This is a genomic window from Kitasatospora sp. NPDC101176 (genome assembly GCF_044768035.1).
GTDB lineage: Bacteria > Actinomycetota > Actinomycetes > Streptomycetales > Streptomycetaceae > Kitasatospora.
Window position 1 is genome coordinate 442,311 of record NZ_JBIWPA010000002.1, and the last position, 23,932, is coordinate 466,242.

The window sequence follows — 23,932 nt, forward strand, 5'->3', positions numbered from 1 at the left end:
AAGATCCAATCCGCTCCACCCCCCGGGAGACCCGCGATGTACGTGTGCATGTGCCATGCGGTCACCGAGGACCAGGTGAAGAAGGCGATCGACGCCGGTGCCGACAGCCCCCGCCAGATCGCCAAGGGCTGCAAGGCCGGCACCGACTGCGGGTCCTGCGTCCGCCGGATCCAGGCGCTGCTCGGCGAGCACGGCGCCCGGCCGTGCCCGACCGCCCGGCTCGCCGCGAAGCTCGGCCTGGCCGACCCGGAGGCCCCGGAGCAGGCCCCGCCGGCGTCCGGGGCGCCGGCCCCGGTCAGGGTGCTGCGCGCGGCCTGAGGCCTCAGGGCTCCGGCGTCTCAGGGCTCCGGCGCCTCAGGACTCCGGCTGCTCGATCAGCTGGGCGAGGTAGAGCGCCTCGCCGAGCTTCTCCAGGAGCTCCAGCTGGGTGTCGAGGTAGTCGATGTGGTGCTCCTCGTCCGCCAGGATGTCCTCGAAGATGTTCGCCGAGGTGACGTCGTTCTTGGCGCGCATCACCACGATCCCGCGCTTCAGGCGGTCGATCGCCTCGACCTCGACCTGGCGGTCCGCCTCGAACATCTCCTTGACCGTCTGGCCGATCCGGACGTGGAACAGCCGCTGGTAGTTCGGCAGCCCGTCCAGGAAGAGGATCCGGTCGGTGAGGGTCTCGGCGTGCTTCATCTCGTCGAAGGACTCGTGCCGGGTGTACTTGGCGAGCTTCGTCCAGCCGAAGTTCTCCTGCATCTTGGCGTGCAGGAAGTACTGGTTGATCGCGGTGAGCTCCGCGGTGAGCTGCTCGTTGAGGAACTCGATGACCTCTGGATCGCCCTGCATGGCGCTGCCTCCCTGCGCTTCGGCCTGCGGTTGGTCCCGCGTTGCGCATCCTGGCACCGGGGTGGGCGGAAATTCCAGTAAGTTCACACTCACTAGGACATGTGTCGGAATATCCGATTTACCCGGGAAAGTTCCGGGGGCAGTGGACCGTTGGCCCGTACGAGCGGGGCGTGCGGCCCGCAGAAGGGGCGCGCGCCGGGCCCCGGCCGCCGTCTGTCACCATGGAGCCATGGGTCAGTCCGAACAAGAACCACTTCCGCCGTCTGACCCGAGGATCCCCCCGGGGCAGCGCGCGCAGCGCGGCTGGCCCGCCCTGCACTACGGTCCGGTACCCCGCTTCAAGCCGCTGACCTGGGACCTCCAGGTGTTCGGCGCGACCGCCTCGGCGGAGAAGCACAGCTGGGACTTCACCGCCTTCCAGACCCTGCCCCGCACCACCGTCGTCGCCGACCTGCACTGCGTCACCAAGTTCACGCTGCTCGGCAACGAGTGGACGGGTGTGCCGGCGGCCGCCCTGCTCGACCTGGTGCCCCCCGCGCCCGGCGTCACCCACGTCATGGTCTGGGCCGAGTACGGCTACAGCGCCAACCTGCGGCTGGCCGACTTCGCCGACCCGCGGACGGTCCTGGCCACCCACCGCAACGGCGAGACGCTGACCGCCGAACACGGCTTCCCGGTCCGGCTGGTCGTCCCGCAGCTGTACGCCTGGAAGGGCCCCAAGTGGGTCCGCGCGGTGGAGTACATGCGGGCCGACCGCCGCGGCTTCTGGGAGGAGCGCGGCTACCACAACCTGGCCGATCCGTGGCGTGAGCAGCGCTACTCCTACCAGGAGGAGCCGGGCGACGGCCCGCTCCGCTGAGCCGCCCGACCCGCTCGCTGGGCCGCCCGACCCGCTCTAGAAGAACGGGAAGTTGACCGTCACCGCGGTGTGCTGCGGGCGGCGCTCGCCGGCCGCGGGGGACTGGCCGGACACCTTGCCCGTGCCGAACAGGTTGACCCCGGTGGTCTGCATCGTGAAACCGGCCGCCTGCAGCGTCTTCGCCGCGTCGTCCTTGGTCATGCCGGTGACGTCGGGCACGGGCACCATGCCCTTGCTGACCACCAGCGACACCGCGGCGTTCTCCTGCAGCAGCTGCCCGGCCGCCGGAGAGCTGCTGATCACCGCGCCCTCCGGCACGGTGTCGTCGTAGGTCTCGGTCACCCCGCCCCTGGTCAGCTGGGCGGCGGCCAGCGCCTCGGCCGCCTGGCCGGCGGGCTTGCCGGTGACGTCCGGCACGGCGATCCGCTTGGGGCCCTTGGAGACGGTCACCGTCACGGTGTCGCTCTTGCGGGCCCGTGCCCCCACCCCGGGGTCGGTGGCGATGACCTGCCCGGCCGGGACGCTCTCGCTGAACGCCTCGACGAACCGGCCGTGCATGCCCTCCTTGTCCAGGATCCGCTGCGCCTCGGCCCGGTCCTTGCCGAGCACACCGGGCACCGGTCCGTACAGGCCCTCGGAGAGGCCGTAGGTGACGCCGCCGACCGCCAGCACCAGGGCGCTCAGCGCGGCGACCCAGAGCAGCGGGCGCCGCGGGAGGCGGCGCAGCCGGCCGGGGCGGCGGCGCACCGGGGTCGGCTCGTCGTACGGGCGCGGCTCGACCAGCAGCTGGTCCATCAGGTCCGCCGGGACGTCCAGCACGCTGGTGCGCTCGGGCGGTGGGGCGTCGGCCGGGTGCGGCAGCGGCTGGATGACCGAGGTCGGCTCGCTGGTCGGGTAGCGCGGGCTGGGCCGGGTGGAGGCCGGCGGCTCGGCGTCCAGCTCGGCCGGGGTGAGCGTGCGGCGGACCCGCTGCAGGGCGGCGAGCAGCTCGACCGCGTCGTACGGGCGGGCGTCGGCCGTCCGCGCGCAGGCGCCGGCCACTATCGCGTCCAGCGCGGCGGGGACGGCCGGGGCGGTCAGCGAGGGGGCCGGGACGTCCTCGTGCAGGTGCTTGTACATGACCTGGACGGGGTTGTCGCCGGTGTGCGGCCGGCGGCCGGTGAGCATCTCGTAGAGCAGGATGCCGGCCGCGTAGACGTCGACCCGCTGGTCGGTGGGGGCGTCCGGGAGGATCTGCTCGGGAGCGAGGTAGGAGACGGTGCCCAGGACGGTGCCACCGGTCGCGGTGCTGGTCGAGGTGGGGGCGCCGTCCGCGGTGCCGAGCACCCGGACCAGGCCGAAGTCGGCGACCTTGACCAGGCCGCCCTCGGTGATCAGCACGTTCTCCGGCTTGACGTCGCGGTGCACCAGCCCGGCCCGGTGGGCGGCGCCCAGGGCGGCGAGCACCGGCTCCAGCACGTCCAGCGCGGCCCGGACGGACAGCGCGCCGCGGTCGCGCAGCAGGTCGCGCAGGGTGCGGCCGGGCACGTACTCCATCGCGAGGAAGACGTTCCCGCCGTCCGCGCCCTGGTCGAAGACGTTGACCACGTTGGGGTGGGTGAGCCGGGCTACGGCCTTGGCCTCGCGGATGAACCGGGCGGTGAAGCCGTCGTCACCGGCCAGCGAGGGGTGCATCACCTTGAGGGCGACGACCCGGTCCAGCCGGGTGTCGGTGCCCTTGTAGACGGTGGACATCCCGCCGGTCGCGATGCGCTGCTCGACCCGGTACCGGCCGTCCAGCAGGGTACCGATCAGCGGGTCGTGCAGTGCCATGTCCACCCGGGGGAGTCTAGTGCCGCGGGCGCGCACCGGACCCTGGGGACACCGCCCCCGGGCCCGGCTGTGCCCGGCTTGTGACACGGGACGCCCCCGGGGCGCCGCGGGTGTCCCGGCGTCAGAAGGCGGGGCGCTCGCGGGTGTCCAGGTCCGCCCGGCCGGCCATCGCCGAGGAGGCCTCGGCGTGGAAGCGGCGCGGGATGCGGCCGGCCCGGAACGCGAGCCGGCCGGCCTCGGCGGCGTGCCGCATCGCCTCGGCCATCAGCACCGGGTCCTGCGCCCTGGTCACCGCGGAGGCGAGCATCACGGCCGCGCAGCCCAGCTCCATCGCCAGCGCGACGTCGGAGGCGGTTCCGGCGCCCGCGTCCAGGATCACCGGGACGTTCGCGCCCTCCACGATCAGCTGGAAGTTGTGCGGGTTGCGGATGCCCAGGCCGGAGCCGATCGGCGAGCCGAGCGGCATGATCGCCGCGCAGCCGACGTCTTCCAGCTTGCGGGCCAGCACCGGGTCGTCGTTGGTGTACGGGAGCACCGTGAAGCCGTCGTCGACGAGGGTCTCGGCGGCGTCCAGCAGCTCGATCGGGTCCGGCAGGAGGGTCCGCTCGTCGGCGATCACCTCCAGCTTCACCCAGTCGGTGCCGAGCGCCTCGCGGGCCAGCCGGGCGGTCAGCACAGCCTCCCCGGCGGTGTAGCAGCCGGCCGTGTTGGGCAGCACGCGGATGCCGTTGCGGGTCAGCACGTCCAGGACGGAGCCCTGGGTGGAGGCGTCCACCCGGCGCATCGCCACGGTGGTGAGCTCGGTGCCGGAGGTCAGCAGCGCGCGCTCCAGGACCTCCAGGCTCGGGGCGCCGCCGGTGCCCATGATCAGCCGGGAGCCGAAGGTCGCCCCGGCGATGGTCAGCAGGTCGTCGGCCATGGTCAGCCTCCCTGGACGGCGGTGAGGATCTCGATCCGGTCGCCCGCGGACAGCGCCGTGTCCGACCACGAACCCCGGGGCACCACGGCCTCGTTGAGCGCGGCGGCGACGCCGGAGTGGGCCGTGCTGAGGGTGGCCACCACCTCGGCGAGGGTGGTCGTGGCGGGCACCCGGCGGGGCTCGCCGTTGACGGTCAGTGCGATCTCGGTCATGCGGAGGCCTTCGTGGTGGAGCGGTCGGGGGAGAACCGGGTGGGGGTGAACGGCTGCGCCAGCTCGGGGAGTTCGCCGGTCGCCAGGTACTCGGCGAGCAGGTCGGCGGTCACCGGGGCGAGCAGCACCCCGTTGCGGTAGTGGCCGGTGGCGGCGACCAGTCCGGGCAGGGCGGTCGGGCCCAGCAGCGGCGCGTTGTCCGGCGAGCCGGGGCGCAGCCCGGCGGAGGTCTCCAGTAGCGGGAGTTCGGTGATGCCGGGGACCAACTCGTGTGCGTCGCGGAGCAGTTCGTAGACCCCGCCGGCGGTCACCGTGGTGTCGTAGCCCTGTTCCTCGGTGGTCGCGCCGATCACCAGCTCGCCGTCCTCCCGGGGCACCAGGTACAGGTGCTGCCCGCGCACCACGGCACGGACGTTGCGGGACAGGAACGGCCGGTACGCCCCGGGCACCTGCAGCCGCAGGATCTGCCCCTTCACCGGGCGGACGGGCGGCAGCACCCCGTCCGGCAGGCCGGGCAGCCGGTGGCTGTGCGGGCCGGCCGCGAGCACCACCCGGTCGGCGGTCACCGCCCCGCCGTCGCCGAGCCGCACCCCCACCGCCCGGTCGCCCTCGACCAGCAGCTCGACCGCCGGGGTGCGCCGCACGACCACGCCCGCGGCCTCGCCGGCCAGCAGCAGCGCGGCGAGCAGCCGGCGGCCGTCCACCTGGTGGTCGTCGGCGACGTGCAGGCCGCCGCGCACGCCGGGGGCGAGCATCGGCTCCATGCGGCGGGCCTCCCGGCCGGTCAGCCAGGTCGAGTCCAGGCCGAGCCGCTGGTGGAAGGCGTGCAGTTCGCGCAGTTCCGCGCGGTCGTCGGAGTCCAGCGCGACGGCGAGCGTGCCGCACCGCCGGTAGCCGGTGTCCGCGCCGCCGCTCGCCTCGGTCAGTTCGGCGGCGAAGGCGGCGTATCGCTCGTTCGAGGCCATGCCGAGGCGCAGCAACGGCTCCTCGCCGTACTGCAGCTCGGTGACCGGCGCGAGCATCCCGGCCGCGACCCGGGCCGCCCCGCCGCCGGGGGAGGGGTCGACCACGACCGTCGCCAGTCCGCGCTGCGCCGCCCGCCAGGCGACGGCGAGACCGATCAGGCCCCCGCCGACCACCAGCACGTCGGCGCGGGCGCCCGGTGCCAAGCGTGTCAAAGCTGCTCTTCTCCCTTCGCCGGTATGACCCGGATCAGGTTCGGACGGTCGCAGGCCGTGCCAGCCCGCCTCTCAGCCCGGTCCGCCGGGCTCCCGTGATGGTGCCCCCACCATAACGCCGGTGGTCGGCCCGGCCGAAGGCGTGTACGAGGGGTGGACGGAGGGTGCGCAGGTGGGGGTGCCCGCGGTCGGCCGGGCGGGCGTGCGGTCCCCCTGGTGGACGCCTCGACCGGGCGTCGAGGGCGCTGAGTACAGTGACGGGCGTGGCAGAGCTGAGCGGAACGGATCAGGTGGTCGTCGTCGGAGCCGGGCTGGCCGGGGCGCAGTGCGCCCTCAAGCTGCGGCAGGGCGGCTGGCGGGGGCGGATCGTGCTGGTCGGCGAGGAGCGGCACGCGCCGTACGACCGGCCGCCGCTGTCCAAGGAGGTGCTGCTCGGCAAGACCGACGCCACCCCCCTCGACATCGACTACCCGCACCTCGGCATCGAGCTGCTCACCGGCCGCCGCGCCACCGGCCTCACCCCCGGCGTGCTGCACACCGACGGCGGTGAACTCCCCTACGGTGCACTGGTGATCGCCACCGGTGCCACCCCGCGGCGGCTGCCCGGCGCCGAGCGCGCGCACCTGCTGCACACCCTGGACGACGCGCTCGCGCTGCGGGCCCTGCTGCGGCCCGGGCTGCGCCTGGTGCTGGTCGGCGCGGGCTGGATCGGCGCCGAGGTGGCCACCGCGGCCCGCGAGGCCGGCTGCACGGTGACGGTGGTGGAGGCGGGCCCGGCCCCGCTGCCCGGTGCGCTGCCGACCGAGGTCGGTTCGGCGATGGCCGCCTGGTACGCCGAGGCGGGTGTCGAGCTGCGCTGCGGGGTCGGCGTCGCCGCCGTGGAGTCCGGCTCGGTGCGGCTGGCGGACGGCTCGCACCTGGCCGCCGACGAGGTGGTGGTCGGGGTCGGGGCCCGGCCCGCGACCGACTGGCTGGCCGGCTCCGGCGTCGAGCTGGACGGCACCGGCGCGGTGCTGGTCGACGAGCGCCTGCGCACGGGCGTGCCGGGCGTCTTCGCGGCCGGCGACTGCGTCAGCTACCCCTCCGCACGGGTCGGCGCCCGGCTGGCCGTCCAGCACTGGGACCACGCGCTGCAGTCCGGCGAGGCGGCGGCGGCCGCGGTGCTCGGCGCGGAGGTGTCGCCGTACGACCCGGTGCCGTACTTCTGGTCGGAGCAGTTCGGGCGGATGGTCCAGTACGCCGGGCGGCACGCCGCGGGCGACCGGATGCTGTGGCGCGGCGGCCCCGGGGACGCCTCCTGGGCGGTGCTCTGGCTGCGCGACGGGGTGCCGAGCGCGCTGCTGACCGTCGACCGGCCGCGCGACCTCACCCAGGGCCGGCGGCTGATCGAGCGCGGCACCGCCCTGGACCCGGTCCGCGCGGCGGATCCGGCCGTGCCGCTGAAGGCCGCCGCCGCCCTCTGACCGGCCCCTTGGTGCGCGGGGGCCCGTCGAGGTGGCAGTCTGGTGCCGTGAGTGAGATCGATGCGAAGACTGATGCCCTGGTCCCCGAGTGGCTGTACCTGCCCGACATCTCCGAGCGGTGGGGCGTGCTCGTCACCGAGGTCCGCAACATGGTCAAGAAGGGTGAGCTGATCGCGGTACGCCGCGGACCCAACAAGTCGCTGCAGGTCCCGGCCGCGTTCATCGCCGAGGAGGGCCCGGTCAAGCACCTGGTCGGCCTGCTGACGGTGCTGCGCGACAGCGGGTTCAGCGACGAGGAGATCGTCGAGTGGATGTTCACCGAGGACCCGTCGCTGCCCGGGACCCCGGCGCAGGCCCTCTGCGAGAACCGGGCGACCGAGGTGAAGCGGCGCGCCCAGGCGATGGCGCTGTGACGACCCCCGCGCCGGCCGCCGGCCCCCGGGCCCGGCTGGCCGACGCCCGGCTGTACCTGTGCACCGACGCCCGGCGCGAGCAGGGCGACCTGGCCGAGTTCCTCGACGCGGCGCTGTCCGGCGGGGTGGACGTCGTCCAGCTCCGGGACAAGGGCCTGGAGGCGCGGCAGGAACTGGAGGCCCTGGAGGTCTTCGCGGACGCGTGCCGGCGCCACGGCAAGCTGCTGTCCGTCAACGACCGCGCCGACGTCGCCCACGCGGCCCGGCCGGACGTGCTGCACCTCGGGCAGGACGACCTGCCGGTGCCGGCCGCCCGGGCGATCCTCGGCGAGGACGTGCTGATCGGGCGGTCCTGCCACGCCGAGTCCGAGGTGGACGCGGCGATCGCCGAGCCCGGCGTGGACTACTTCTGCACCGGTCCGGTCTGGCCGACCCCGACCAAGCCGGGCCGCCCGGCGCCGGGCATCGGCCTGGTCTCCTACGCGGCCGCGCGGGACACCGACCGGCCGTGGTTCGCCATCGGCGGGATCGACCTCGGGAACCTCGACGAGGTGCTCGCCGCCGGCGCCCGCCGGATCGTGGTGGTGCGCGCCATCACCGCGGCGGACGACCCGCGGGCCGCCGCCGCCGAGCTGTCGCGCCGGGTGCGCGCGGCCTGACCCCGTCGTCCGCCGCTGTCCGCGGTGCCTCAGTACTTGCGGACGGTGGCGGCCTCGGCCAGCGCCAGCAGCACCGCCCGGGCCCGCTCGTCGGCGAGCGGCGCCGCCTCCAGCGCGGTCAGCGACTGCCGCATCAGTTCCTCGATCCGGCGCTCCACCCGTTCGGGCGCGCCGCTGCGGGCGACCAGGGCGCGCAGCCCGGCGACCTCCTCGGGGGCGAGGTCCGGCGCGCCGAGGCGCTCGTCCAGGTGCCGGGCGTCGGCGGCGGACAGGCCGCGCATCGCGTGCGCCACCAGCAGGGTCCGCTTGCCCTCGCGCAGGTCGTCCCCGGCGGGCTTGCCGGTGACCGCCGGATCGCCGAAGACGCCGAGCAGGTCGTCGCGCAGCTGGAACGCCTCGCCCAGCGGCAGGCCGAACGCCCCGAACGCCGCCACCAGCTCCGGCCCGGCCCCGGCCAGCAGCGCGCCGACCTGCAGCGGCCGCTCGATCGTGTACTTCGCCGACTTGTAGTGCAGCACGGCCTGCGCCCGCTCCAGCGCGCCCGCGTCCGCCGAGTCGCCGGCCACCGGCTCCAGCACGTCCAGGTACTGGCCGACCATGACCTCGGTGCGCATCAGGTCGAACACCGGCTTGGCGGCCAGCACCGCCGCCGGCTCCAGGCCGGAGCGCAGGAACAGCTCGTCGCACCAGATCAGCAGCAGGTCGCCGAGCAGCACCGCGGCCGAGGCCCCGTACTGCTCGCGGTCGCCGCGCCAGCCGCTGTCCCTGTGCAGGGCCTCGAAGCGGCGGTGGACGGAGGGCAGGCCGCGGCGGGTGTCGCTGCGGTCCATCAGGTCGTCGTGCACCAGGGCACTCGCCTGGAGCAGTTCGAGGGCGGCGGCCGCGTTGGCGATCCCCGCGCCGTCGGCCGGGCCGCCGGCGCCGCGCCAGCCCCAGTAGCAGAAGGCCGGGCGCAGCCGCTTGCCGCCGTCCAGCAGGAAGTCGCGCAGGGCGTCCGTGGCGGGGGCCAGCTGGGGGGAGATCTTGTCCAGCAGGGCGGCCTGGCCGTCCATGAACGCGGCGAGGGCGGCGTTGACGCGGGTGCGGACGTCCTCCACGTCAATGGGGTTGGCCGGCCGGTTGCTGGACGAGGTCACGATGAGGCTCCGCTGGTTCGCTGGGGGTGCAGCAAGCGTAGCGGGGCGGCTGGGAACGGCTGTGCGAGCAGGTGTTCGGGCCCGGACCTACCGGCCGGTAGGGCCACCCGAACGGCGTCCACCAGGTGTCTCAATCCGTGGAACCGAGTTGTCCGGCCCCTTCGAACGCCGGATAACCTGCCAGCATGGCACTCGGAATCGCTTCCACCAGACCGGACCGCGCACAGACGGTCCGCGAGCTCCTGGCGGCCGGAAAGCGGTCCTTCTCCTTCGAGTTCATGCCCCCGCGCACCGAAGCCGGGGAGCAGAAGCTCTGGGACGCCATCCGCCGCCTCGAACCGCTCGACCCCAACTTCGTCTGCATGACGTACGGCGCCGGCGGCTCCTCGCGGGAGCGCACCGTCAACATGGTCGGCCGGATCGCCACCGAGACCACGCTCACCCCGGTCGCCCACCTGACGGCCGTCGACCACTCGGTCGCCGAGCTGCGCAACATCATCGGCCAGTACGCCGACCAGGGCGTCCGCAACGTCCTCGCGGTCCGTGGCGACCCGCCCGGCGACCCGACGGGCGAGTGGGTCAGCCACCCGGAGGGCGTCACCTACGCGTACGAGCTGGTCGAACTGATCAAGGGCATCGGCGACTTCTGCGTCGGCGTCGCGGCCTCGCCGAACATGCACCCGCGCTCGACCGACTGGGACGAGGACATCCGGCACTTCGTCGGGAAGATCCGGGCCGGCGCCGACTACGCGATCACCCAGATGTTCTTCGAGGTCGACGACTACCTGCGGCTGCGCGACCGGGTCACCGCCGCCGGCTGCGAGACGCCGATCATCCCGGAGATCATGCCCGTCACCAACGCCCGGCAGCTGGAGCGCTTCCCGCAGCTGAGCGGCTCCGCCTTCCCCGTCGACCTGGAGGCCCGACTGCGGGCCGCCATCGACGACCCGGCGGCGCTGCGGGCGATCGGCATGGAGCACGCCACCGCGATGGCGGAGCGGCTCCTCGCCGAGGGTGCGCCCGGCCTGCACTTCATCACCCTCAACCACTCCACGGCGACGCTGGAGATCTACCAGAACCTGGGCCTGCACCAGCGCCATGCCTGACGCGACGCCCGGCGCCGCGCCCACCCGGACGCGCACCCGGCCGCACCCCCACGAGCCCGTCACCGGTCCGCCGGTGCCGGGCTCGGTCGTGTGCGCCCCGCTCCCGAGCGGCGGGAACGCGATGCGGTACCCCGGCCGTTGAACCGGTACAGTCGCCGCACACGCGCGGCGCGCGCGGGCACGCGACTGGAGGTAGCGGGCGGATGGGCATCGGATACCTGCTGCTGTACGTCGCGTTGGCGGTGGTGGCGCTCTGGCTCCTCGCGGAGGTGCTGCTGCAGAACCGCGCCCCGCTGCACTGGCGGGCCCTCGCCCTGGTCGGCTTCCTCGCGGTGGCCGCCGGCATGGTCCTCGGGTCGGTCCCGGTGATCGGCGCCGGCGCTGCCCTGTTCGCCGTCGGCCAGACCTTCGTCACCCTCTCGGTGAAGCGCGGCCACCAGGGCGGCTGGTCGCTGCGCAAGGCCGACGGCAGCCTGCCCGGCCCGCTCGCCAAGGTGCCCCTGCTGGGCGCCCTGACCGGCGGCGCCGTCGCGGTGGCCGCGGTCGAGGCCGCCGCCCCCCGGGTCGGCGAGGTCAGCGCCGTCGAGGAGCCCCCGCTGCCGGAGGCCGTCGCCCCGGTCGCCGAGGCCGCCCCCGAGGTCGAGCAGACCGCCGCCTTCGAGATGCAGGAGCTCGCCCAGGACGGCGTCTACGCCCAGTCCTACTACGAGCAGCAGCAGCCGCACGACCCCTACGCCGAGGCCTACCAGGCCGGCTACGACGCCGTGCAGCCCCAGCAGCAGCCGGCCTACGACCAGCAGCAGTGGCAGACCCAGCAGCAGCCCGCCTTCGCCTACGACCAGGGCTACGGCGGCTACCCCCAGCAGCAGGTCCAGGACCCGTACGCGGGCTACCAGCAGCAGGACCAGTACCAGGCATACCCGCAGCAGCAGGCCGGCTGGGACCAGCAGCAGAACTGGCAGCACCCCGACCAGCAGCAGCACCAGCAGCACCCGGAGCAGCAGCACCAGCAGGGGATCCCCCAGCAGCAGGCCTACGACCAGCACGCCTACGGCTACCAGCAGCAGAACACCTGGCACCAGGGCTGACCGGAGCCCGCCCGCGCGGGCCCCGGGCCGGGCTCAGGCCGGGCCGACGAGGTTCGCGGTGATGCAGGCCGACATGCCGGTGCGGGCCAGCCCGCCGCCCGGGTGGGCCGACCCGCCGACGAGGTACAGGCCGGGTGTCGGGGACTCGTTGGGGAGCCGCAGCCACTCGCCCGCGGGCCCGGCGAGGGCCGGGGCCGGGACGGAGCCGCCGGGGGCGCCGGTCTCCCGGAACGTGGTCTCCGGGGTGCGGACGACCCGCCACAGCACCCGCTCGCGCAGGCCGAGCCCGGCCGCGTCGACGTGGTCGAGCAGCCGGTCGGCGTAGCGTTCCGCGACGCCCGGGGCCGTCCAGTCGACGGCGCCCTGGGCGGGCACGGTCGCGGTCAGCACCACGCTCTCGTGGCCGTCGTCCGGGCGCAGCGACGGGTCGTCCGGGCGGAGCACCTGCACCGTCGGGCGGTCGTGGGGCGCGGCCGCGCCGGCCAGGGCGGCCGACTCGGCCGCCGGGTCGGCGGCGTGCACGACGGTCCGGTGCGGGGTGCCCGCCGGCCGGGGGCCGCGCAGGGCGAGCAGCACGCCGAAGCGGCCCGGCGCCGGGACCGGCCCGGTGCCGGCCGGCGCGGGGAGGCCGGAGCTCCGGGGGTCGAGGAGGGTCCGGGCGTCCGTCGCGGCGATCACCAGGTCGGCGTCGATCCGGCCGGCCGCGGTCTCGACACCGCGGGCCCGGCCGTCCTCGACGACCACCCGGGTGACCGCGGTGTCGAAGCGGAACTCGACCCCGCGCTGCTCGCAGCGCCGGTGGACGGCGTCGGCCAGCGCCCGCAGACCCCCGCGGACGTACCAGACGCCGAAGGACTGCTCCATGTACGGCAGCACGGTGGCGCTGGCCGGAGCGGTGTGCGGGTGCAGCCCGAACCGCAGCGCGTGCTCGTGCAGCAGCGCGGTGAGGCCGGGGTGGCCGCCGAGCTCCCGGGCGGCGACGTCGGCCAGGGTCCACGGGCGCGGCCGGCCGAGCCTGGCGAGCAGGCCGCGCCGCGGCGGGACGGGGTACGGGTCGGTGTGCAGCGGGGTCGGGTCGGCGGGCAGCGGCTCCTCCAGGAGCGGGCGGCGGGTCGCCTCCCAGACCGTCCGGCCGTGGTTCATGACCTCGCTCCAGCGGGCGCCGGAGCCGGCGCCGAAGGCGGCGTCCAGGGCCTGGCTGACGCCGCCGCGGGAGGCGTTGGGCAGGTCGACGGCCGTGCCGTCCGGGAACAGGTGCCGGCTCTCCGGGTCCACCGGCGCCAGGTCGACGAGCTGCTCCAGCGGCTCCCGGCCGGTCTTCAGGGCGAGGTCGCGGTAGACGGCCGGGAGGGTGAGCAGGCCGGGGCCGGTGTCGAAGGCGAAGCCGTCGCGCTCGTACCGGCCGACCATGCCCCCGTACGTGCCGGCGGCCTCGCAGACCGTCACCCGGTGTCCGAGGGTGCCCAGCCGCGAGGCCGCCGCGAGCCCGCTCATTCCTGCGCCGATGATGACGATCCGTGCCATGGCACTGATCCTAGGACGCCGCGGTCACGGCCTAGAAACGCCGGGCGTACTGCTCCTCCGACGGCCGGCCGGGCTGTTCGCGCTGCTCGCGGGCGGCGCGGCGCTCCCGGCGGCGGGCCCGGAAGGCCCGGATCCGGTTGATCGCGAACCAGACCAGCAGCAGCCCCGCGGCGAGCAGGACGGCGGCGATCGATGCGGCCAGCCAGGGGTGGAAGATCGCCAGCGTCACCAGGCCCGCCACCGAGACGTCCTCCGCCATGCTGACCGCGATGTTGCTGGCCGGCTCGGGCGAGGTGTTGACGGCCATCCTCAGCGAGGCCTTCACCAGATGGCTGACCAGTGCCGTCGTGCCGCCCATGGCACCGGCCGCGACCTCGCCCAGCGAGCCCGGGTCGGCGCTCGCGATCAGGGCGCCGACGGTGGCGCCGGCGATCGGCCGGATGACGGTGTGGACGGAGTCCCAGAGGCTGTCCACGAACGGGATCTTGTCGGCCACCGCCTCCAGCAGGAAGAGCACGGCGGCGGCGATCAGCACGTCGGTGCGTTCCAGTGCGGGCGGCACCGAGTCCGCGCCGGCGAACCGGCCCAGCAGTCCGAGCAGCAGCACCACCGCGTAGGCGTTGATGCCGCTGGCGAGTCCGCTGGTGAAGATCAGCGGCAGGACCGTCATCGTCTCCCCCTCCTCATGATGTGGCTCCCCCCGTTCCGTTCGAGCACTGCACGCCGTACCGTACCGGGACGTCCCCCGCCGACCCGCCGGTTCCGGCCGTCGGCGGACCGGCTGCGGGGGATCTGAGTACGGATACTCAGATCCGCGGTTGAGTACGTCAGCGGATGGCCCCGGGGCCCCTCGGGACGGGAGAGTAGGGGCACCGGGACGGCGGCGCGTCGGGCGCCGACGGACCGGTCGGCGGACCACGTCCGCCCCAGTCGGCCACGAGGGGCCGGAGGGGCGGCGGCGGTGGTCCGCCTCGGGTGCCGGTCACGGTCACCGCACCGCCGACACGGGGCGGCGGAGCGGGCCGGGGGGAGACCGGCCACTGTGGGGGGAGCTCGGGGGGAGCTCGGGGGGAGCTCGCCACCACCGCCCTCGGGGGAGGGGCGGAGCGGCGGCGCACGGCGGCGGCGCGGGACCTGGGGGGACAGGCCCGCGCTGGCCGCCGGCACCCGTTTCCGGCCGCGTTGTCAGTGGTCCCGTTCACGATGGAGGAGCACGGACCGCCCGGTCCGCGCGCTGCCTCGGAACGGGGGAGACCATGACCGTCAGCCGTCCTGAGCCCGTCACCGCCCGCCTCCACTCCGCCGCCCTGCCGCACCCGCCGCGCGGCGGCGACGTCCATCCCGTCCTGCGCCGGACGGCCGCGCCGCCCGCCGCCCTCGACCTGCTGGCCGACGCCCACCGCACCCTCGACCGGGCGCGCGCCCTGGAGGATCCGCTGGAGCGGTACGCGGCGGCCCACCTGGCGGCGCTGCGCACCGTGGCGGCCGTGCTGGCGGTGCGCGGCCGGCCGGAGAAGGACCCGCGCCGGCGCAGAGCCATCCGCAGCGCCTGGGAGGTGCTGCCCGAGGTGGCCCCCGAGCTGGCCGAGTGGGCCGTCTACTACGGCGCGGGCGCGCGCCGCCGGGCCGCCGCCGAGGCCGGGATCAGGGGTGCCGCGAGCGCCCGCGACGCCGATGACCTGGTCCGCAACTCCGCCCTGTTCCTGCGCCTGGTCGAACGGCTGCTGGGCCTGCGCCCGGCGCCGCCGGCCCCGCGGTTACCCCTGGACGTGGACGACCCGCCGGTGGTGACGGGCCCCGTCAACCGGTCGGTCTAAGGTGGAGGCATCCTGATCGATCTGCACGTGCCAAGGAGCCCCACCGTGTACCCGACGCGTCCCCGCAGTGCCCTGCGTACCGCCGTGGTGTGGGAGGTGGTGCGGGCAGCCCTGGAGAAGCGGGCGGCCGAGCTGGACCAGCCGGTGCTCGACGTGGTCGACACCGGCGGCGGCACCGGCAACTTCGCCGTGCCGGTGGCCAAGCTGGGCCACCGGGTCACCGTGGTCGACCCCAGCCCCGACGCGCTGTTCGCCCTCGAGCGCCGCGCCGCCGAGGCCGGGGTGACGGAGCTGGTCCGGGCCGTCCAGGGCGACACCCAGACGCTGCCCGAGCTGGTCGCCCCGGGCACGGTGGACGCGGTGCTCTGCCACGGAGTGCTGGAGGTCGTGGACGACCCGGCGGAGGCGCTCGGCAGCCTCGCCGGCACCCTGCGCAAGGGCGGCCTGGTCAGCCTGCTGGCCGCCAACCGCAACGGCGCCGTGCTGGCCCGCGCGCTGTCCGGGCACTTCACCGAGGCCCGGACGGTGCTGTCGGCCGCCGACGGCCGCTGGGGCGAGCAGGACCCGATGCCGCGCCGCTTCACCGGCGAGGAGCTCGGCCTGCTGGCCGAGGGCGCGGGCCTGACGGTCGAGTCCGTGCACGGCGTCCGGGTCTTCGCGGACCTCGTCCCCGGTGTGCTGGTGGACACCGAGCCGGGCGCGATGGAGGCGCTGCTGAAGCTGGAGGAGGCCGCCGCCGCGCAGCCCGCCTTCCACGCCGTGGCGACCCAGCTGCACCTGCTGGCCACGCTCGGCTGAGACGTTCCGGGCCCCTCCGCCGCCGTACGGTTCGCGCACCGTGCGGCGGCGGTTCGCTTCCCGTACGACGGCCGGTCGCCGCGCTGCGCTCCGGAACCTCCCCAGCTCCGGAAGGATTCCACCCGTTCGGGCACTTGTCCGCGCCCCACCGCGTTGAGGATGATGCGGCCCCGCCCGGTCGAAGTGGCCCGTCCCACGCGGCGCAGACCACCCCGTAACGGGCCCACGGACCGTATGATCTGGGTAAAGCCGGAAAGCATGACAGGCGGATGCGTGGGGCATATGGACGACACGGGCCGGGTCCCCCGCACAGGCGTCCGACCGTGTGCACCGATGGCTGATTGGACTTGCCGCCCCGACCGGGTCGGCGGACCGGTCGCACCCGCGACCGACGAGTAGGAGGACTCCGTGCCGCTCTCGGAGCACGAGCAGCGACTGCTCGACCAGATGGAGCGAGCGCTGTATGCCGAAGATCCCAAATTCGCGTCTGCGCTTGAGGGAACCGGGCTGCGCACCTACACCCGTCGGCGGGTCTACCTGGCCGTCGGCGGCTTCGTGGTGGGCATCGGCCTGCTGATGGGCGGCATGGTCGTCCCGGACCAGATCTGGGTCAGCGTCGTGGGTTTCCTGGTGATGCTCGGGTGCGCGGTGTTCGCCGTGACGGGTTGGCGCCGCGGGCCCGCGAGCCAGGGCTCCGGCCCCCGGCCGGCCGCCGCACCGCGCCGCAAGGCCGGGATGATGGACCGCGTGGAGCAGCGCTGGCAGCGCCGCCGGGACGAGCAGACCGGCGGGTTCTGAGCGCACGGCACGGCGCCGGGCGCGCCGGCCGGAACGAACGCCGGGGCGGGCAGTCGATCCGACTGCCCGCCCCGGCGTTTCGCGCGTCCGGGCGCGGCCCCGTCAGGACTCCCCGTCGCGCCCGCGCCGGGAGGTCAGCCGCCGCACCGGGCCGGTGATCGCCGCGGAGAACCGGGCCGTCCGATTGCCGGCCGCCGTCCGCGCCGTGAGCAGCGCCTCGGAGATCCGCCACCACAACTGCGCCGAGGACGGCGGCAGCAGCACCGCCCTGGTCCGCCCGGCCCGGCCGGCGGTGGCCAGCAGGCCCTGCCGGGCCGTCCGGACGTCGGCCGCCAGCGGGGCGGTGGTGACCTGGCCGGACGGGGCGTAGAGCACCCGCTCGGTGGCCAGCGCCAGACGGCCGGTGGCCGCCGCCGACTCCGCGTCCAGGTCCGCCTCCTCGGCGATCCGCCGGGCGGCCGAGCGCGGAGTGCGTGACTCGTCCGGGGGAATCCCGAGGTCCCAGGCGGAGTCGACCAGCTCGTCCCAGGCGGCCAGCACCTGGGCGTCGGTCAGCTCGGCCGGGCCGCTGCCGCCGGGGCGGCGGCGCCCGCCGCCACCGAGGCGGCGCCGCCGCAGCGCCGTGCGCCAGAACATCGGCACCAGCAGCAGCACCAGCACCAGCAGCACGGTGGCGGTGGTGCCCAGCACCTGGGCGGAGAGCAGCCAGGAGTCGTCGGCGGCGCTGCTGACGGCCTTGCCCTTGTCACCGCACTCGCCCATCTGACGCAGCTTGGCGTCGCAGTCCTTGCTGGTGGTCGGCGCCGGGACGGCCGCCGAGCTCTGCGGGGCCGCGGTCGGCTGCTGGGTCGGGGCAGTGGTCGGGATGCTGGACTGCTCGGTGTAGCGGGGCTGGACGCCGCGGCTCGGGGTGGGCTCGAAGCGCATCCAGCCGAAGCCCGAGAAGTAGAGCTCGGGCCAGGCGTGGTACATCCGGCCGTTCACCGAGTAGACGTTCCCGCCCTTGGCGTCGCCGGGGGTGAATCCGACCGCAACCCGGGCCGGGATCTTCAGCACGCGGGCCATCGCCGCCATGGTGGAGGCGAAGTGGACGCAGAAGCCCCTGCGGTCGCGCAGGAAGACGGCGATCGCGTTGTTGCCGGTGCCGCCGCTGACCGTGGTGTCGTAGGTGAACTGCGAGCTGGTGAAGTAGTTCACCAGGGCCGTCGCCCGGTCGTAGTCGTTCTGGGCGTTGGCGGTGACCGCCCGGGCCTGCTGGGCGACCACCGGGGGCAGGTCGGCGGGGACGGCGGTGTAGCGCTCGCGGATGTCCTGCGGGGCGAGCGGCACGGTGCGCAGCTCGTTCGCGGTGGGGCGCAGGTCCAGGGCGGTGACGTGGTAGCTCAGGCCGCGGATCGCCCGGTCGTTGGTCGGGACGACGGTGCGGGTCAGCGGGTCGAGCTTCCAGTCGGACCGGTTGGGGACCTGCACGGTGGCGGCCGGGTAGGGCATCGGCAGCCAGCTCTTCTCCAGCTGGTTGCTGATCCGGAACTCGCCCTCGATCCGCGGGAGGTTGGCGTCCCGCAGGCCCTCGGGGGAGGGCAGGGTGGTCGGGAGGTCGGTGACCGCGGTGCTGCTGAGCTTCCAGTTGGTGCCGTCGAACTGGTCCAGCGAACCGGTCCGCAGGTAGATCTGGTCGGCGAGCTCGGTGTCCAGGGTGTAGCTGAGCAGCTCGGTGTCGGTGGGCTTGGTGACCTCCGACTCCAGGCTGACCAGCGGGTCGAGGCTGGTGGCGGCGCCGTAGCCGCCCTTGCCGCCGGGCCCGGCCGAGCCGGACCCGATCAGGCCGGACTCCCAGTGCGGGAGCAGGGCGGGCAGCAGCAGGGCCGCGACGAGCGCGAGGATGCCGATCTGCTGGCCGCCCACGCCGACCGCCCGCCCGCCCTCAGTGCCGCGCGAGGTGCCCCGGAAGACCCGGCCCCAGCGGGACACCCGGTCCTGGCCCTCGGCGAACAGCAGCACCAGGTAGCCGGCCGCGGCCAGGCCGAACCAGAGCCAGCTGCCGCGGTCCCCGGCCAGGCCGTTGCCGACCGAGTACAGGGCCAGCAGTGGCAGCCCGGCCAGCGCCGAGTGCCGGTACGTCACCGCGATGGTGTCCACCGCCACGGCGACCAGGCCGATCGAGGCGACCAGGATCAGCCGCAGGCCGGCGTTGGGCGGTGCCGGGATCGCGTACTGCTGGATGTCGTCCAGACCGGAGGCGAAGACCTGGTCGAGGACGCGCATCGAGGACGGGCCGGGCACCAGGCCGCCCCAGAGGGCGCCGGAGCCGGCGAAGCCGACGAGCAGCAGCAGGAGCAGCACCAGCAGCTGCCCGACCGGGACCGTCCAGCGGTACAGCGGGGAGCGGCGCAGGCCCGCGCCGGCCGCGGCGATCACCACGACCACCAGGAAGGCGTGGGCGATCCAGCTGCTGGTGGTGAGCAGCGGGGTCAGACAGAGCGAGGCGAGGGCGGTGGCCAGCGCCGAGTACACGGTCAGTTTGGCCCGGGTGGTCACGCGCCGGCCTCTTCTCGGTAGGGGGAGGTCGTCCTGGCGCCGTCGGCGGCCCGCCACAAGTCCGGGAGGGAGTCACCGGAGCGGACCGGCAGGACGGTCCAGCCGGCCTCGCGCAGCTGCCGGACGCGGGCCTGGAACTGCTCGCCGCCGGTGTCCGGGGCGAGCATCCGCAGGCCCGCCCAGGTGCCGGTGTCGAGCAGCAGGGCGACGGCCCCGCCGGTGCGGCTGCGCAGCCGGGCCAGCCGGGTGGCCTGCTCCTCGTCCAGGTCGCCGAGGACGGCGACCAGCAGGCCCTCGCCGCCGGTGCGCAGCGGCTCCTCGGCGCGGGAGAGCCCGCCGCCGTCGGACAGGTCGGCGATGGCGAGGGCGTCCAGGATCAGCCCGGAGGAGTCGGCGGCGGTGTTGGTGCCGCCGGTGCCGGGGCCGGGGACGCTCTGGCCGGTGTCGGTGAGCAGCCGGGTCTGGTAGCCGCGCTCCAGCAGGTGCGCGGCGACGGAGGCGGCGCAGCTGACCGCCCACTCGAAGGACGAGGCGGGGCCGCTGCCCCGGTGGCCGATCTCGCGGGTGTCCAGCAGGACGGTCGCCCGGGCGCGCTGCGGCTGCTCCTCGCGGCGCACCATCAGCTCGCCGTACCGGGCGGTGGACTTCCAGTGCACCCGGCGCAGGTCGTCGCCGGGGCGGTACTCGCGCAGGATCACGTCGTCGTCGCCGGCCAGCGCCAGCGTGCGGGAGCGGCTCTCGCCCTGCCCGGCCCACTCGCCGCTGAGCCGCACGTGCGGCAGGGCCTGGATCTGGGGCACGACGGTGAGGACGTCGGAGGCGGAGAAGGAGCGGTTGACCTCGCACATGCCGAACGGGTCGGACAGCCGCAGCTGGAGCGGCCCGAGCGGGTAGCGGCCGCGCAGGTCCGAGCGGACCCGGTAGGAGACCTCGCGGTAGCCGCGCGGCTCGACCCGGTCCAGGACGAAGCGCGGGCGCGGCCCGAGCACGTACGGGACCTTGTCCTCCAGGAGCAGCAGGCCGGTGGGCACCCGGGAGACGTTGTCGACCCGCAGGTGGACCCTGGCCTCCTGGCCGGCCACGGCCCGGCGCGGGCTCAGCCGGCGCCCGCTGGCCACCCGGTAGCGGGTGTTGGCGACCACCATCGCGGCGGCCAGCGGCAGGGCGGCGAGCAGCAGGCCCACGCGCAGCAGCGCGTCCTGGTCGAGCAGGTAGGCGCAGAGCACCGCGGTGATGCCGGCGGCGAGGAAGGAACGCCCCCGGGTGGTGAGGCCGCGCAGCCCGGCCCGCACGCCTGACGTCGGGTCGGACGGCACCTCAGCCCCTCCGGACGGCCGGGCCGCCCTGCGGGCGCGGCAGCGGGAGCCGGGCGACCAGGTCGGTCACGATCTGCTCGGAGGTGCGGCGGCTGAGCTGGGTCTCGGCGGTCGGCATCAGGCGGTGCGCGAGGACGGGCACGGCGAGGCGCTGGATGTCGTCCGGGGTGACGTAGTCGCGCCCGTCGAGCGCGGCGGCGGCGCGGGCGGCCCGGACCAGGTGCAGGGTGGCGCGCGGCGAGGCGCCCAGGCGCAGCTCGTGGCTGCTGCGGGTGGCGCCGACCAGGTCGACGGCGTAACGGCGGACCGGGTCGGCGATGTGCACGGTGCGGACCAGGTCGATCAGCTTGAGGATGTCGGCGGCGTGCGCGACCGGCTGGAGGTCCTCCAGCGGGCTGGCGCCGGCGTGGACGTCGAGCATCGCGAACTCGGCCTCGGGGCTCGGGTAGCCGATCGAGATCCGGGCCATGAAGCGGTCCCGCTGGGCCTCCGGGAGGGGGTAGGTGCCCTCCATCTCGACCGGGTTCTGGGTGGCCACGACCATGAACGGGGACGGCAGCTCGTAGCTGGTGCCGTCGATGGTGACCTGGCGCTCCTCCATGGACTCCAGGAGCGCGGACTGGGTCTTGGGCGAGGCCCGGTTGATCTCGTCGCCGACGACGATCTGCGCGAAGATCGCGCCCGGGCGGAACTCGAAGTCGCGCTGGTGCTGGTCGTAGATGTTGGTGCCGGTCACGTCCGAGGGCAGCAGGTCGGGCGTGAACTGGATGCGGCGCACCGTGCAGTCGACCGAGCGGGCGAGCGCCTTGGCCAGCATGGTCTTGCCGACGCCGGGCACGTCCTCGAGCAGCAGGTGGCCCTCGGCGAGCAGGACGGTCAGCGCGATCCGGACGGCCTCCGGCTTGCCCTCGATGACGCTCTCGATGTTGGCGCGGACCCGGTCCACGACCGCGGCGAGCTCGGGAAGTCCGATCCGGTGGTAACCGTCCGCCCCCTGGCCGCCCCCCGCGGGACCGCCGAGACCGGCCTGATCGCTGTAGCTCGTCACCCGTTTACGCTCCCTGGCACGCTGTGCCCGCCTCACCCCGAGGCCGGACCCCACCCCATGCTTGACGCGGCCGTTCCGGGGGCGGTTCCGATCGGGGATCCGGCGCCCGGCGCGGCCTGCGGCCTGGCCGCCCCAGGTGGTTCGGGGTCCGACCGGCAGGCGCATTCTCCCCCGTGCGGAGGTCAGAAGTCACCCTCGGGAGCGGGGCGGCCGCCGGGAGGCCCCGCCGGCCCGGACGCCGTCGGCCGGGCGGGGCGGGCGGGGCGCCGGCCGTCAGTGGATCTCGCGCAGCAGTCCGGTGTGGACGTCGAAGACGAAGCCGCGGACGTCATCGGTGTGCAGCAGGAACGGGGAGGTGCGGACCCGCTGCATGGACTGGCGGACGTCGCCGTCCAGGTCGACGAAGGACTCCACCGCCCACTGCGGGCGCTGGCCGACCTCCAGTTCCAGCTCCCGGCGGAAGTCCTCGGTGAGGCCGAGCAGGCCGCAGCCGGTGTGGTGGATCAGCGCGACCGAGCGGGTGCCGAGGGCGCGCTGGCTGATGGTGAGGGAGCGGATGGTGTCGTCGGTGACGACGCCGCCCGCGTTGCGGATGACGTGGGCGTCGCCCAGTTCGAGGCCGAGCGCCGCGAACAGGTCGAGGCGGGCGTCCATGCAGGCCACCACGGCGATCCGCTGGACCGGGCGGGCGTCCATGCCGCCGTCCTGGAAGGTCACCGCGTACTCGCGGTTGGCCGTGACGAAGCGGTCGATGACGGCGGGGCTGGGGGAGTCGGCAGCGGCGGTCGGCGTGGGCCGGTCGGGTGTCACTGTCATGGTGGTGACGTTAGTGCCGTCCTGGCTTGTGCGGTGGGGTGAGGAGCTACAGAACGAGCCGCCGCGATCGGGTGCATCGCCACAACGGGCGGCCCGGCCCCGGGGTGGTGCCGGCCTGCGCTGGTGCCCGTGCCGGGGCCGGTGCGGCCGCGCTCCCGGGCCGGCCGCGGGGGCGGGGCGCGCGGTGTTTCGCGAGGGCCCGCGGCCGGTGCCGGAGCGGGGCCGCGCCCACGGCCGCGACCTGCGGTGATCCGTACCGCCGCCCGGGTGGTGCGCCGGAGCGGACCATTGACTGCCGGGGCCTGGGCGATAGAGTTGCGGCGCAGTGGAGCACACCCGCCGGGGCCCGTCAACCGGGCCCGTCCGGTCGGTGCGCCCGGCCCGACGCGGTCCGTGGCCTCCACCCGCTCCGTGCCCACCTGGCGCACCTTCCCCGGCGCCGGGCGGTCATGACCTTCCCCCTGAGCGGGCGGGGACCACGGGCCGCGTCGTCGTGCCGTGAACCGGTGGGCGAGAATGGTCCCAGCTCCCGGACGTCGGGCTGCTTCGCACCTGAGGAAGGGCGCCACCGCGCATGACCACCAATGAGCCGGGCCCCAAGCACGTTCCGGTGATGCTGCAGCGGTGCATGGACGCGCTGGCGCCGGCGATCTCGCGCCCCGGGGCGGTGGTGGTGGACGCCACCCTGGGCCTCGGCGGGCACAGCGAGGCGCTGCTCGCCCAGTTCCCCGAGGTGCGGCTGGTCGCGGTGGACCGCGACCCGCAGGCGCTCAAGCTGTCCGGCGAGCGGCTCGCCCCCTTCGGCGACCGGGCGACCCTGGTGCACGCGGTCTACGACGAGATCCCCGAGGTGTTGGAGCGCCTGGGCATCGACCGGATCGACGGCGTGCTGTTCGACCTCGGCGTCTCCTCGATGCAGCTGGACGAGGCGGACCGCGGCTTCGCCTACGCGCAGGACGCGCCGCTGGACATGCGGATGGACCAGACCCGGGGGATCAGCGCGGCCGAGGTGCTGAACACCTACAGCCACGGCGACCTGGCCCGGATCCTCAAGGTGTACGGCGAGGAGCGCTTCGCCGGGAAGATCGCCTCGGTGATCCTGCGGGAGCGGGAGAAGGAACCGTTCACCAACAGCGCGCGTCTGGTCGAGTTGGTGCGCAACGCCATCCCGGCGGCGACCCGGCGGACCGGTGGGAACCCGGCCAAGCGGACGTTCCAGGCGCTGCGGATCGAGGTCAACGGCGAGCTGGAGGTCCTGGACCGGGCGATCCCGGGGGCGCTGGACGTCCTCGCGGTCGGCGGCCGGATCGCCGTGATGTCCTACCAGTCGCTGGAGGACCGCCTGGTGAAGCAGTACTTCGCCGCGGGGGCGACCAACACCGCGCCGCCGGGGCTGCCCTTCATCCCGGAGGAGCACCAGCCCTGGCTCAAGCTGATCACCCGTGGTGCCGAGCTGGCCACGGAGCAGGAGATCGAGGAGAACCGGCGCGCCGCGCCCGTGCGGCTGCGGGTGGCGGAGAGGATCAGGGACCGTAGCAAGCGGGGCTGAGGCGTTTGCCCCGGTGGGGTTCCGAAGGGCGGAGGAGAGCGGTGGGGCC

23 protein-coding genes and 1 riboswitch are annotated in these 23,932 nt (G+C 74.9%); of the genes, 11 read left to right on the plus strand and 12 right to left on the minus strand.

Annotated elements, in window-relative coordinates; translation table 11 throughout:
* Positions 1–48 precede the first annotated feature (48 nt).
* Positions 49–318, plus strand: a complete 270-nt coding sequence (locus ACIRS1_RS04745; protein ID WP_402836772.1) for a bacterioferritin-associated ferredoxin — start codon at positions 49–51, stop codon at positions 316–318.
* Positions 319–354: 36 nt separating this feature from the next.
* Here ACIRS1_RS04745 and bfr read toward each other — a convergent pair whose 3' ends face one another.
* Complete coding sequence (bfr, locus tag ACIRS1_RS04750) at positions 355–834, minus strand: bacterioferritin (protein WP_030239990.1); 480 nt, start codon at positions 832–834, stop codon at positions 355–357.
* Between the two features lie 229 nt (positions 835–1,063).
* Between bfr and ACIRS1_RS04755 the strand changes: the two genes are divergently transcribed.
* Entirely contained in the window at positions 1,064–1,693 is a 630-nt protein-coding gene (locus ACIRS1_RS04755) for a molybdopterin-dependent oxidoreductase (protein ID WP_360207404.1), read from the plus strand.
* Positions 1,694–1,729: 36 nt separating this feature from the next.
* Here the strand turns inward: ACIRS1_RS04755 and pknB are convergent, their stop codons facing one another.
* The 4 genes from pknB to thiO form a co-directional block, all read right to left on the minus strand.
* On the minus strand, positions 1,730–3,505 hold the full coding sequence (gene pknB, locus ACIRS1_RS04760) for a Stk1 family PASTA domain-containing Ser/Thr kinase (RefSeq protein ID WP_402836888.1): 1,776 nt from the start codon (positions 3,503–3,505) through the stop codon (positions 1,730–1,732).
* A 121-nt stretch (positions 3,506–3,626) separates the two neighbouring features.
* Entirely contained in the window at positions 3,627–4,424 is a 798-nt protein-coding gene (locus ACIRS1_RS04765; protein ID WP_360207402.1) for a thiazole synthase, read from the minus strand.
* Positions 4,425–4,426: 2 nt separating this feature from the next.
* Positions 4,427–4,636 (minus strand): sulfur carrier protein ThiS, encoded by a 210-nt coding sequence (gene thiS / locus ACIRS1_RS04770; protein WP_360207399.1) that lies wholly within the window; start codon positions 4,634–4,636, stop codon positions 4,427–4,429.
* Positions 4,633–5,814, minus strand: coding sequence for a glycine oxidase ThiO (gene thiO, locus ACIRS1_RS04775; RefSeq protein ID WP_387898377.1), 1,182 nt, complete (start codon positions 5,812–5,814; stop codon positions 4,633–4,635). Before thiO ends, thiS begins: the two co-directional genes overlap by 4 nt.
* Positions 5,809–5,921: riboswitch (TPP riboswitch) on the minus strand. Its footprint overlaps the gene before it by 6 nt.
* A 147-nt stretch (positions 5,922–6,068) precedes the next feature.
* Between thiO and ACIRS1_RS04780 the strand changes: the two genes are divergently transcribed.
* Genes ACIRS1_RS04780 through thiE form a run of 3 tightly spaced genes read left to right on the plus strand, consistent with a single transcriptional unit; the run spans position 6,069 to position 8,349 of the window.
* Positions 6,069–7,277 (plus strand): NAD(P)/FAD-dependent oxidoreductase, encoded by a 1,209-nt coding sequence (locus ACIRS1_RS04780; RefSeq protein WP_402836775.1) that lies wholly within the window; start codon positions 6,069–6,071, stop codon positions 7,275–7,277.
* Positions 7,278–7,324: 47 nt separating this feature from the next.
* Positions 7,325–7,690 carry an Rv2175c family DNA-binding protein gene (locus ACIRS1_RS04785; RefSeq protein WP_402836777.1) on the plus strand — a complete coding sequence of 122 codons (366 nt, stop codon included), beginning with the start codon at positions 7,325–7,327 and terminating at the stop codon, positions 7,688–7,690.
* The gene (gene thiE / locus ACIRS1_RS04790; RefSeq protein ID WP_387898383.1) at positions 7,687–8,349 is read left to right on the plus strand and encodes a thiamine phosphate synthase; all 663 of its coding nucleotides are present in this window, start codon (positions 7,687–7,689) and stop codon (positions 8,347–8,349) included. The genes ACIRS1_RS04785 and thiE overlap by 4 nt, the downstream gene beginning before the upstream one ends.
* Before the next feature lie 29 nt (positions 8,350–8,378).
* On the opposite strand, the gene ACIRS1_RS04795 is transcribed toward thiE, so the two are convergent.
* Positions 8,379–9,485, minus strand: a complete 1,107-nt coding sequence (locus ACIRS1_RS04795; protein WP_360207386.1) for a polyprenyl synthetase family protein — start codon at positions 9,483–9,485, stop codon at positions 8,379–8,381.
* A gap of 185 nt (positions 9,486–9,670) precedes the next feature.
* Here ACIRS1_RS04795 and metF point away from each other — a divergent pair, with 185 nt between their 5' ends.
* Together metF and ACIRS1_RS04805 are read left to right on the plus strand one after the other, a co-directional pair.
* On the plus strand, positions 9,671–10,591 hold the full coding sequence (gene metF / locus ACIRS1_RS04800; protein ID WP_360207383.1) for a methylenetetrahydrofolate reductase [NAD(P)H]: 921 nt from the start codon (positions 9,671–9,673) through the stop codon (positions 10,589–10,591).
* A gap of 203 nt (positions 10,592–10,794) precedes the next feature.
* Entirely contained in the window at positions 10,795–11,679 is an 885-nt protein-coding gene (locus ACIRS1_RS04805; protein WP_387898389.1) for a hypothetical protein, read from the plus strand.
* Positions 11,680–11,712: 33 nt separating this feature from the next.
* Here the strand turns inward: ACIRS1_RS04805 and ACIRS1_RS04810 are convergent, their stop codons facing one another.
* The gene (locus ACIRS1_RS04810; RefSeq protein ID WP_402836781.1) at positions 11,713–13,203 is read right to left on the minus strand and encodes a phytoene desaturase family protein; all 1,491 of its coding nucleotides are present in this window, start codon (positions 13,201–13,203) and stop codon (positions 11,713–11,715) included.
* A 31-nt stretch (positions 13,204–13,234) separates the two neighbouring features.
* The gene (locus tag ACIRS1_RS04815; protein ID WP_360207375.1) at positions 13,235–13,873 is read right to left on the minus strand and encodes a DUF4126 domain-containing protein; all 639 of its coding nucleotides are present in this window, start codon (positions 13,871–13,873) and stop codon (positions 13,235–13,237) included.
* Positions 13,874–14,459: 586 nt separating this feature from the next.
* Here ACIRS1_RS04815 and ACIRS1_RS04820 point away from each other — a divergent pair.
* The 3 genes from ACIRS1_RS04820 to ACIRS1_RS04830 all read left to right on the plus strand — a co-directional run bounded on the left by ACIRS1_RS04820 (position 14,460) and on the right by ACIRS1_RS04830 (position 16,616).
* Positions 14,460–15,020 (plus strand): SAV_6107 family HEPN domain-containing protein, encoded by a 561-nt coding sequence (locus ACIRS1_RS04820; protein ID WP_402836783.1) that lies wholly within the window; start codon positions 14,460–14,462, stop codon positions 15,018–15,020.
* Between the two features lie 45 nt (positions 15,021–15,065).
* The gene (locus tag ACIRS1_RS04825) at positions 15,066–15,818 is read left to right on the plus strand and encodes a methyltransferase domain-containing protein (protein WP_360207370.1); all 753 of its coding nucleotides are present in this window, start codon (positions 15,066–15,068) and stop codon (positions 15,816–15,818) included.
* Between the two features lie 408 nt (positions 15,819–16,226).
* Positions 16,227–16,616 carry a DUF3040 domain-containing protein gene (locus ACIRS1_RS04830; RefSeq protein WP_360207367.1) on the plus strand — a complete coding sequence of 130 codons (390 nt, stop codon included), beginning with the start codon at positions 16,227–16,229 and terminating at the stop codon, positions 16,614–16,616.
* Positions 16,617–16,718: 102 nt separating this feature from the next.
* Here the strand turns inward: ACIRS1_RS04830 and ACIRS1_RS04835 are convergent, their stop codons facing one another.
* The 4 genes from ACIRS1_RS04835 to ACIRS1_RS04850 form a co-directional block, all read right to left on the minus strand.
* On the minus strand, positions 16,719–19,154 hold the full coding sequence (locus ACIRS1_RS04835) for a DUF3488 and DUF4129 domain-containing transglutaminase family protein (protein WP_402836785.1): 2,436 nt from the start codon (positions 19,152–19,154) through the stop codon (positions 16,719–16,721).
* The gene (locus ACIRS1_RS04840; RefSeq protein WP_402836787.1) at positions 19,151–20,470 is read right to left on the minus strand and encodes a DUF58 domain-containing protein; all 1,320 of its coding nucleotides are present in this window, start codon (positions 20,468–20,470) and stop codon (positions 19,151–19,153) included. Before ACIRS1_RS04840 ends, ACIRS1_RS04835 begins: the two co-directional genes overlap by 4 nt.
* A gap of 1 nt (position 20,471) precedes the next feature.
* Entirely contained in the window at positions 20,472–21,443 is a 972-nt protein-coding gene (locus ACIRS1_RS04845; protein ID WP_360207677.1) for a MoxR family ATPase, read from the minus strand.
* 348 nt (positions 21,444–21,791) lie between these two features.
* Positions 21,792–22,334: a beta-class carbonic anhydrase gene (locus ACIRS1_RS04850; RefSeq protein WP_402836789.1), complete on the minus strand. Its 543-nt coding sequence runs from the start codon at positions 22,332–22,334 to the stop codon at positions 21,792–21,794.
* 574 nt (positions 22,335–22,908) lie between these two features.
* Here ACIRS1_RS04850 and rsmH point away from each other — a divergent pair.
* Complete coding sequence (rsmH, locus tag ACIRS1_RS04855; protein WP_360207358.1) at positions 22,909–23,883, plus strand: 16S rRNA (cytosine(1402)-N(4))-methyltransferase RsmH; 975 nt, start codon at positions 22,909–22,911, stop codon at positions 23,881–23,883.
* The last annotated feature ends 49 nt before the right edge of the window (positions 23,884–23,932 follow it).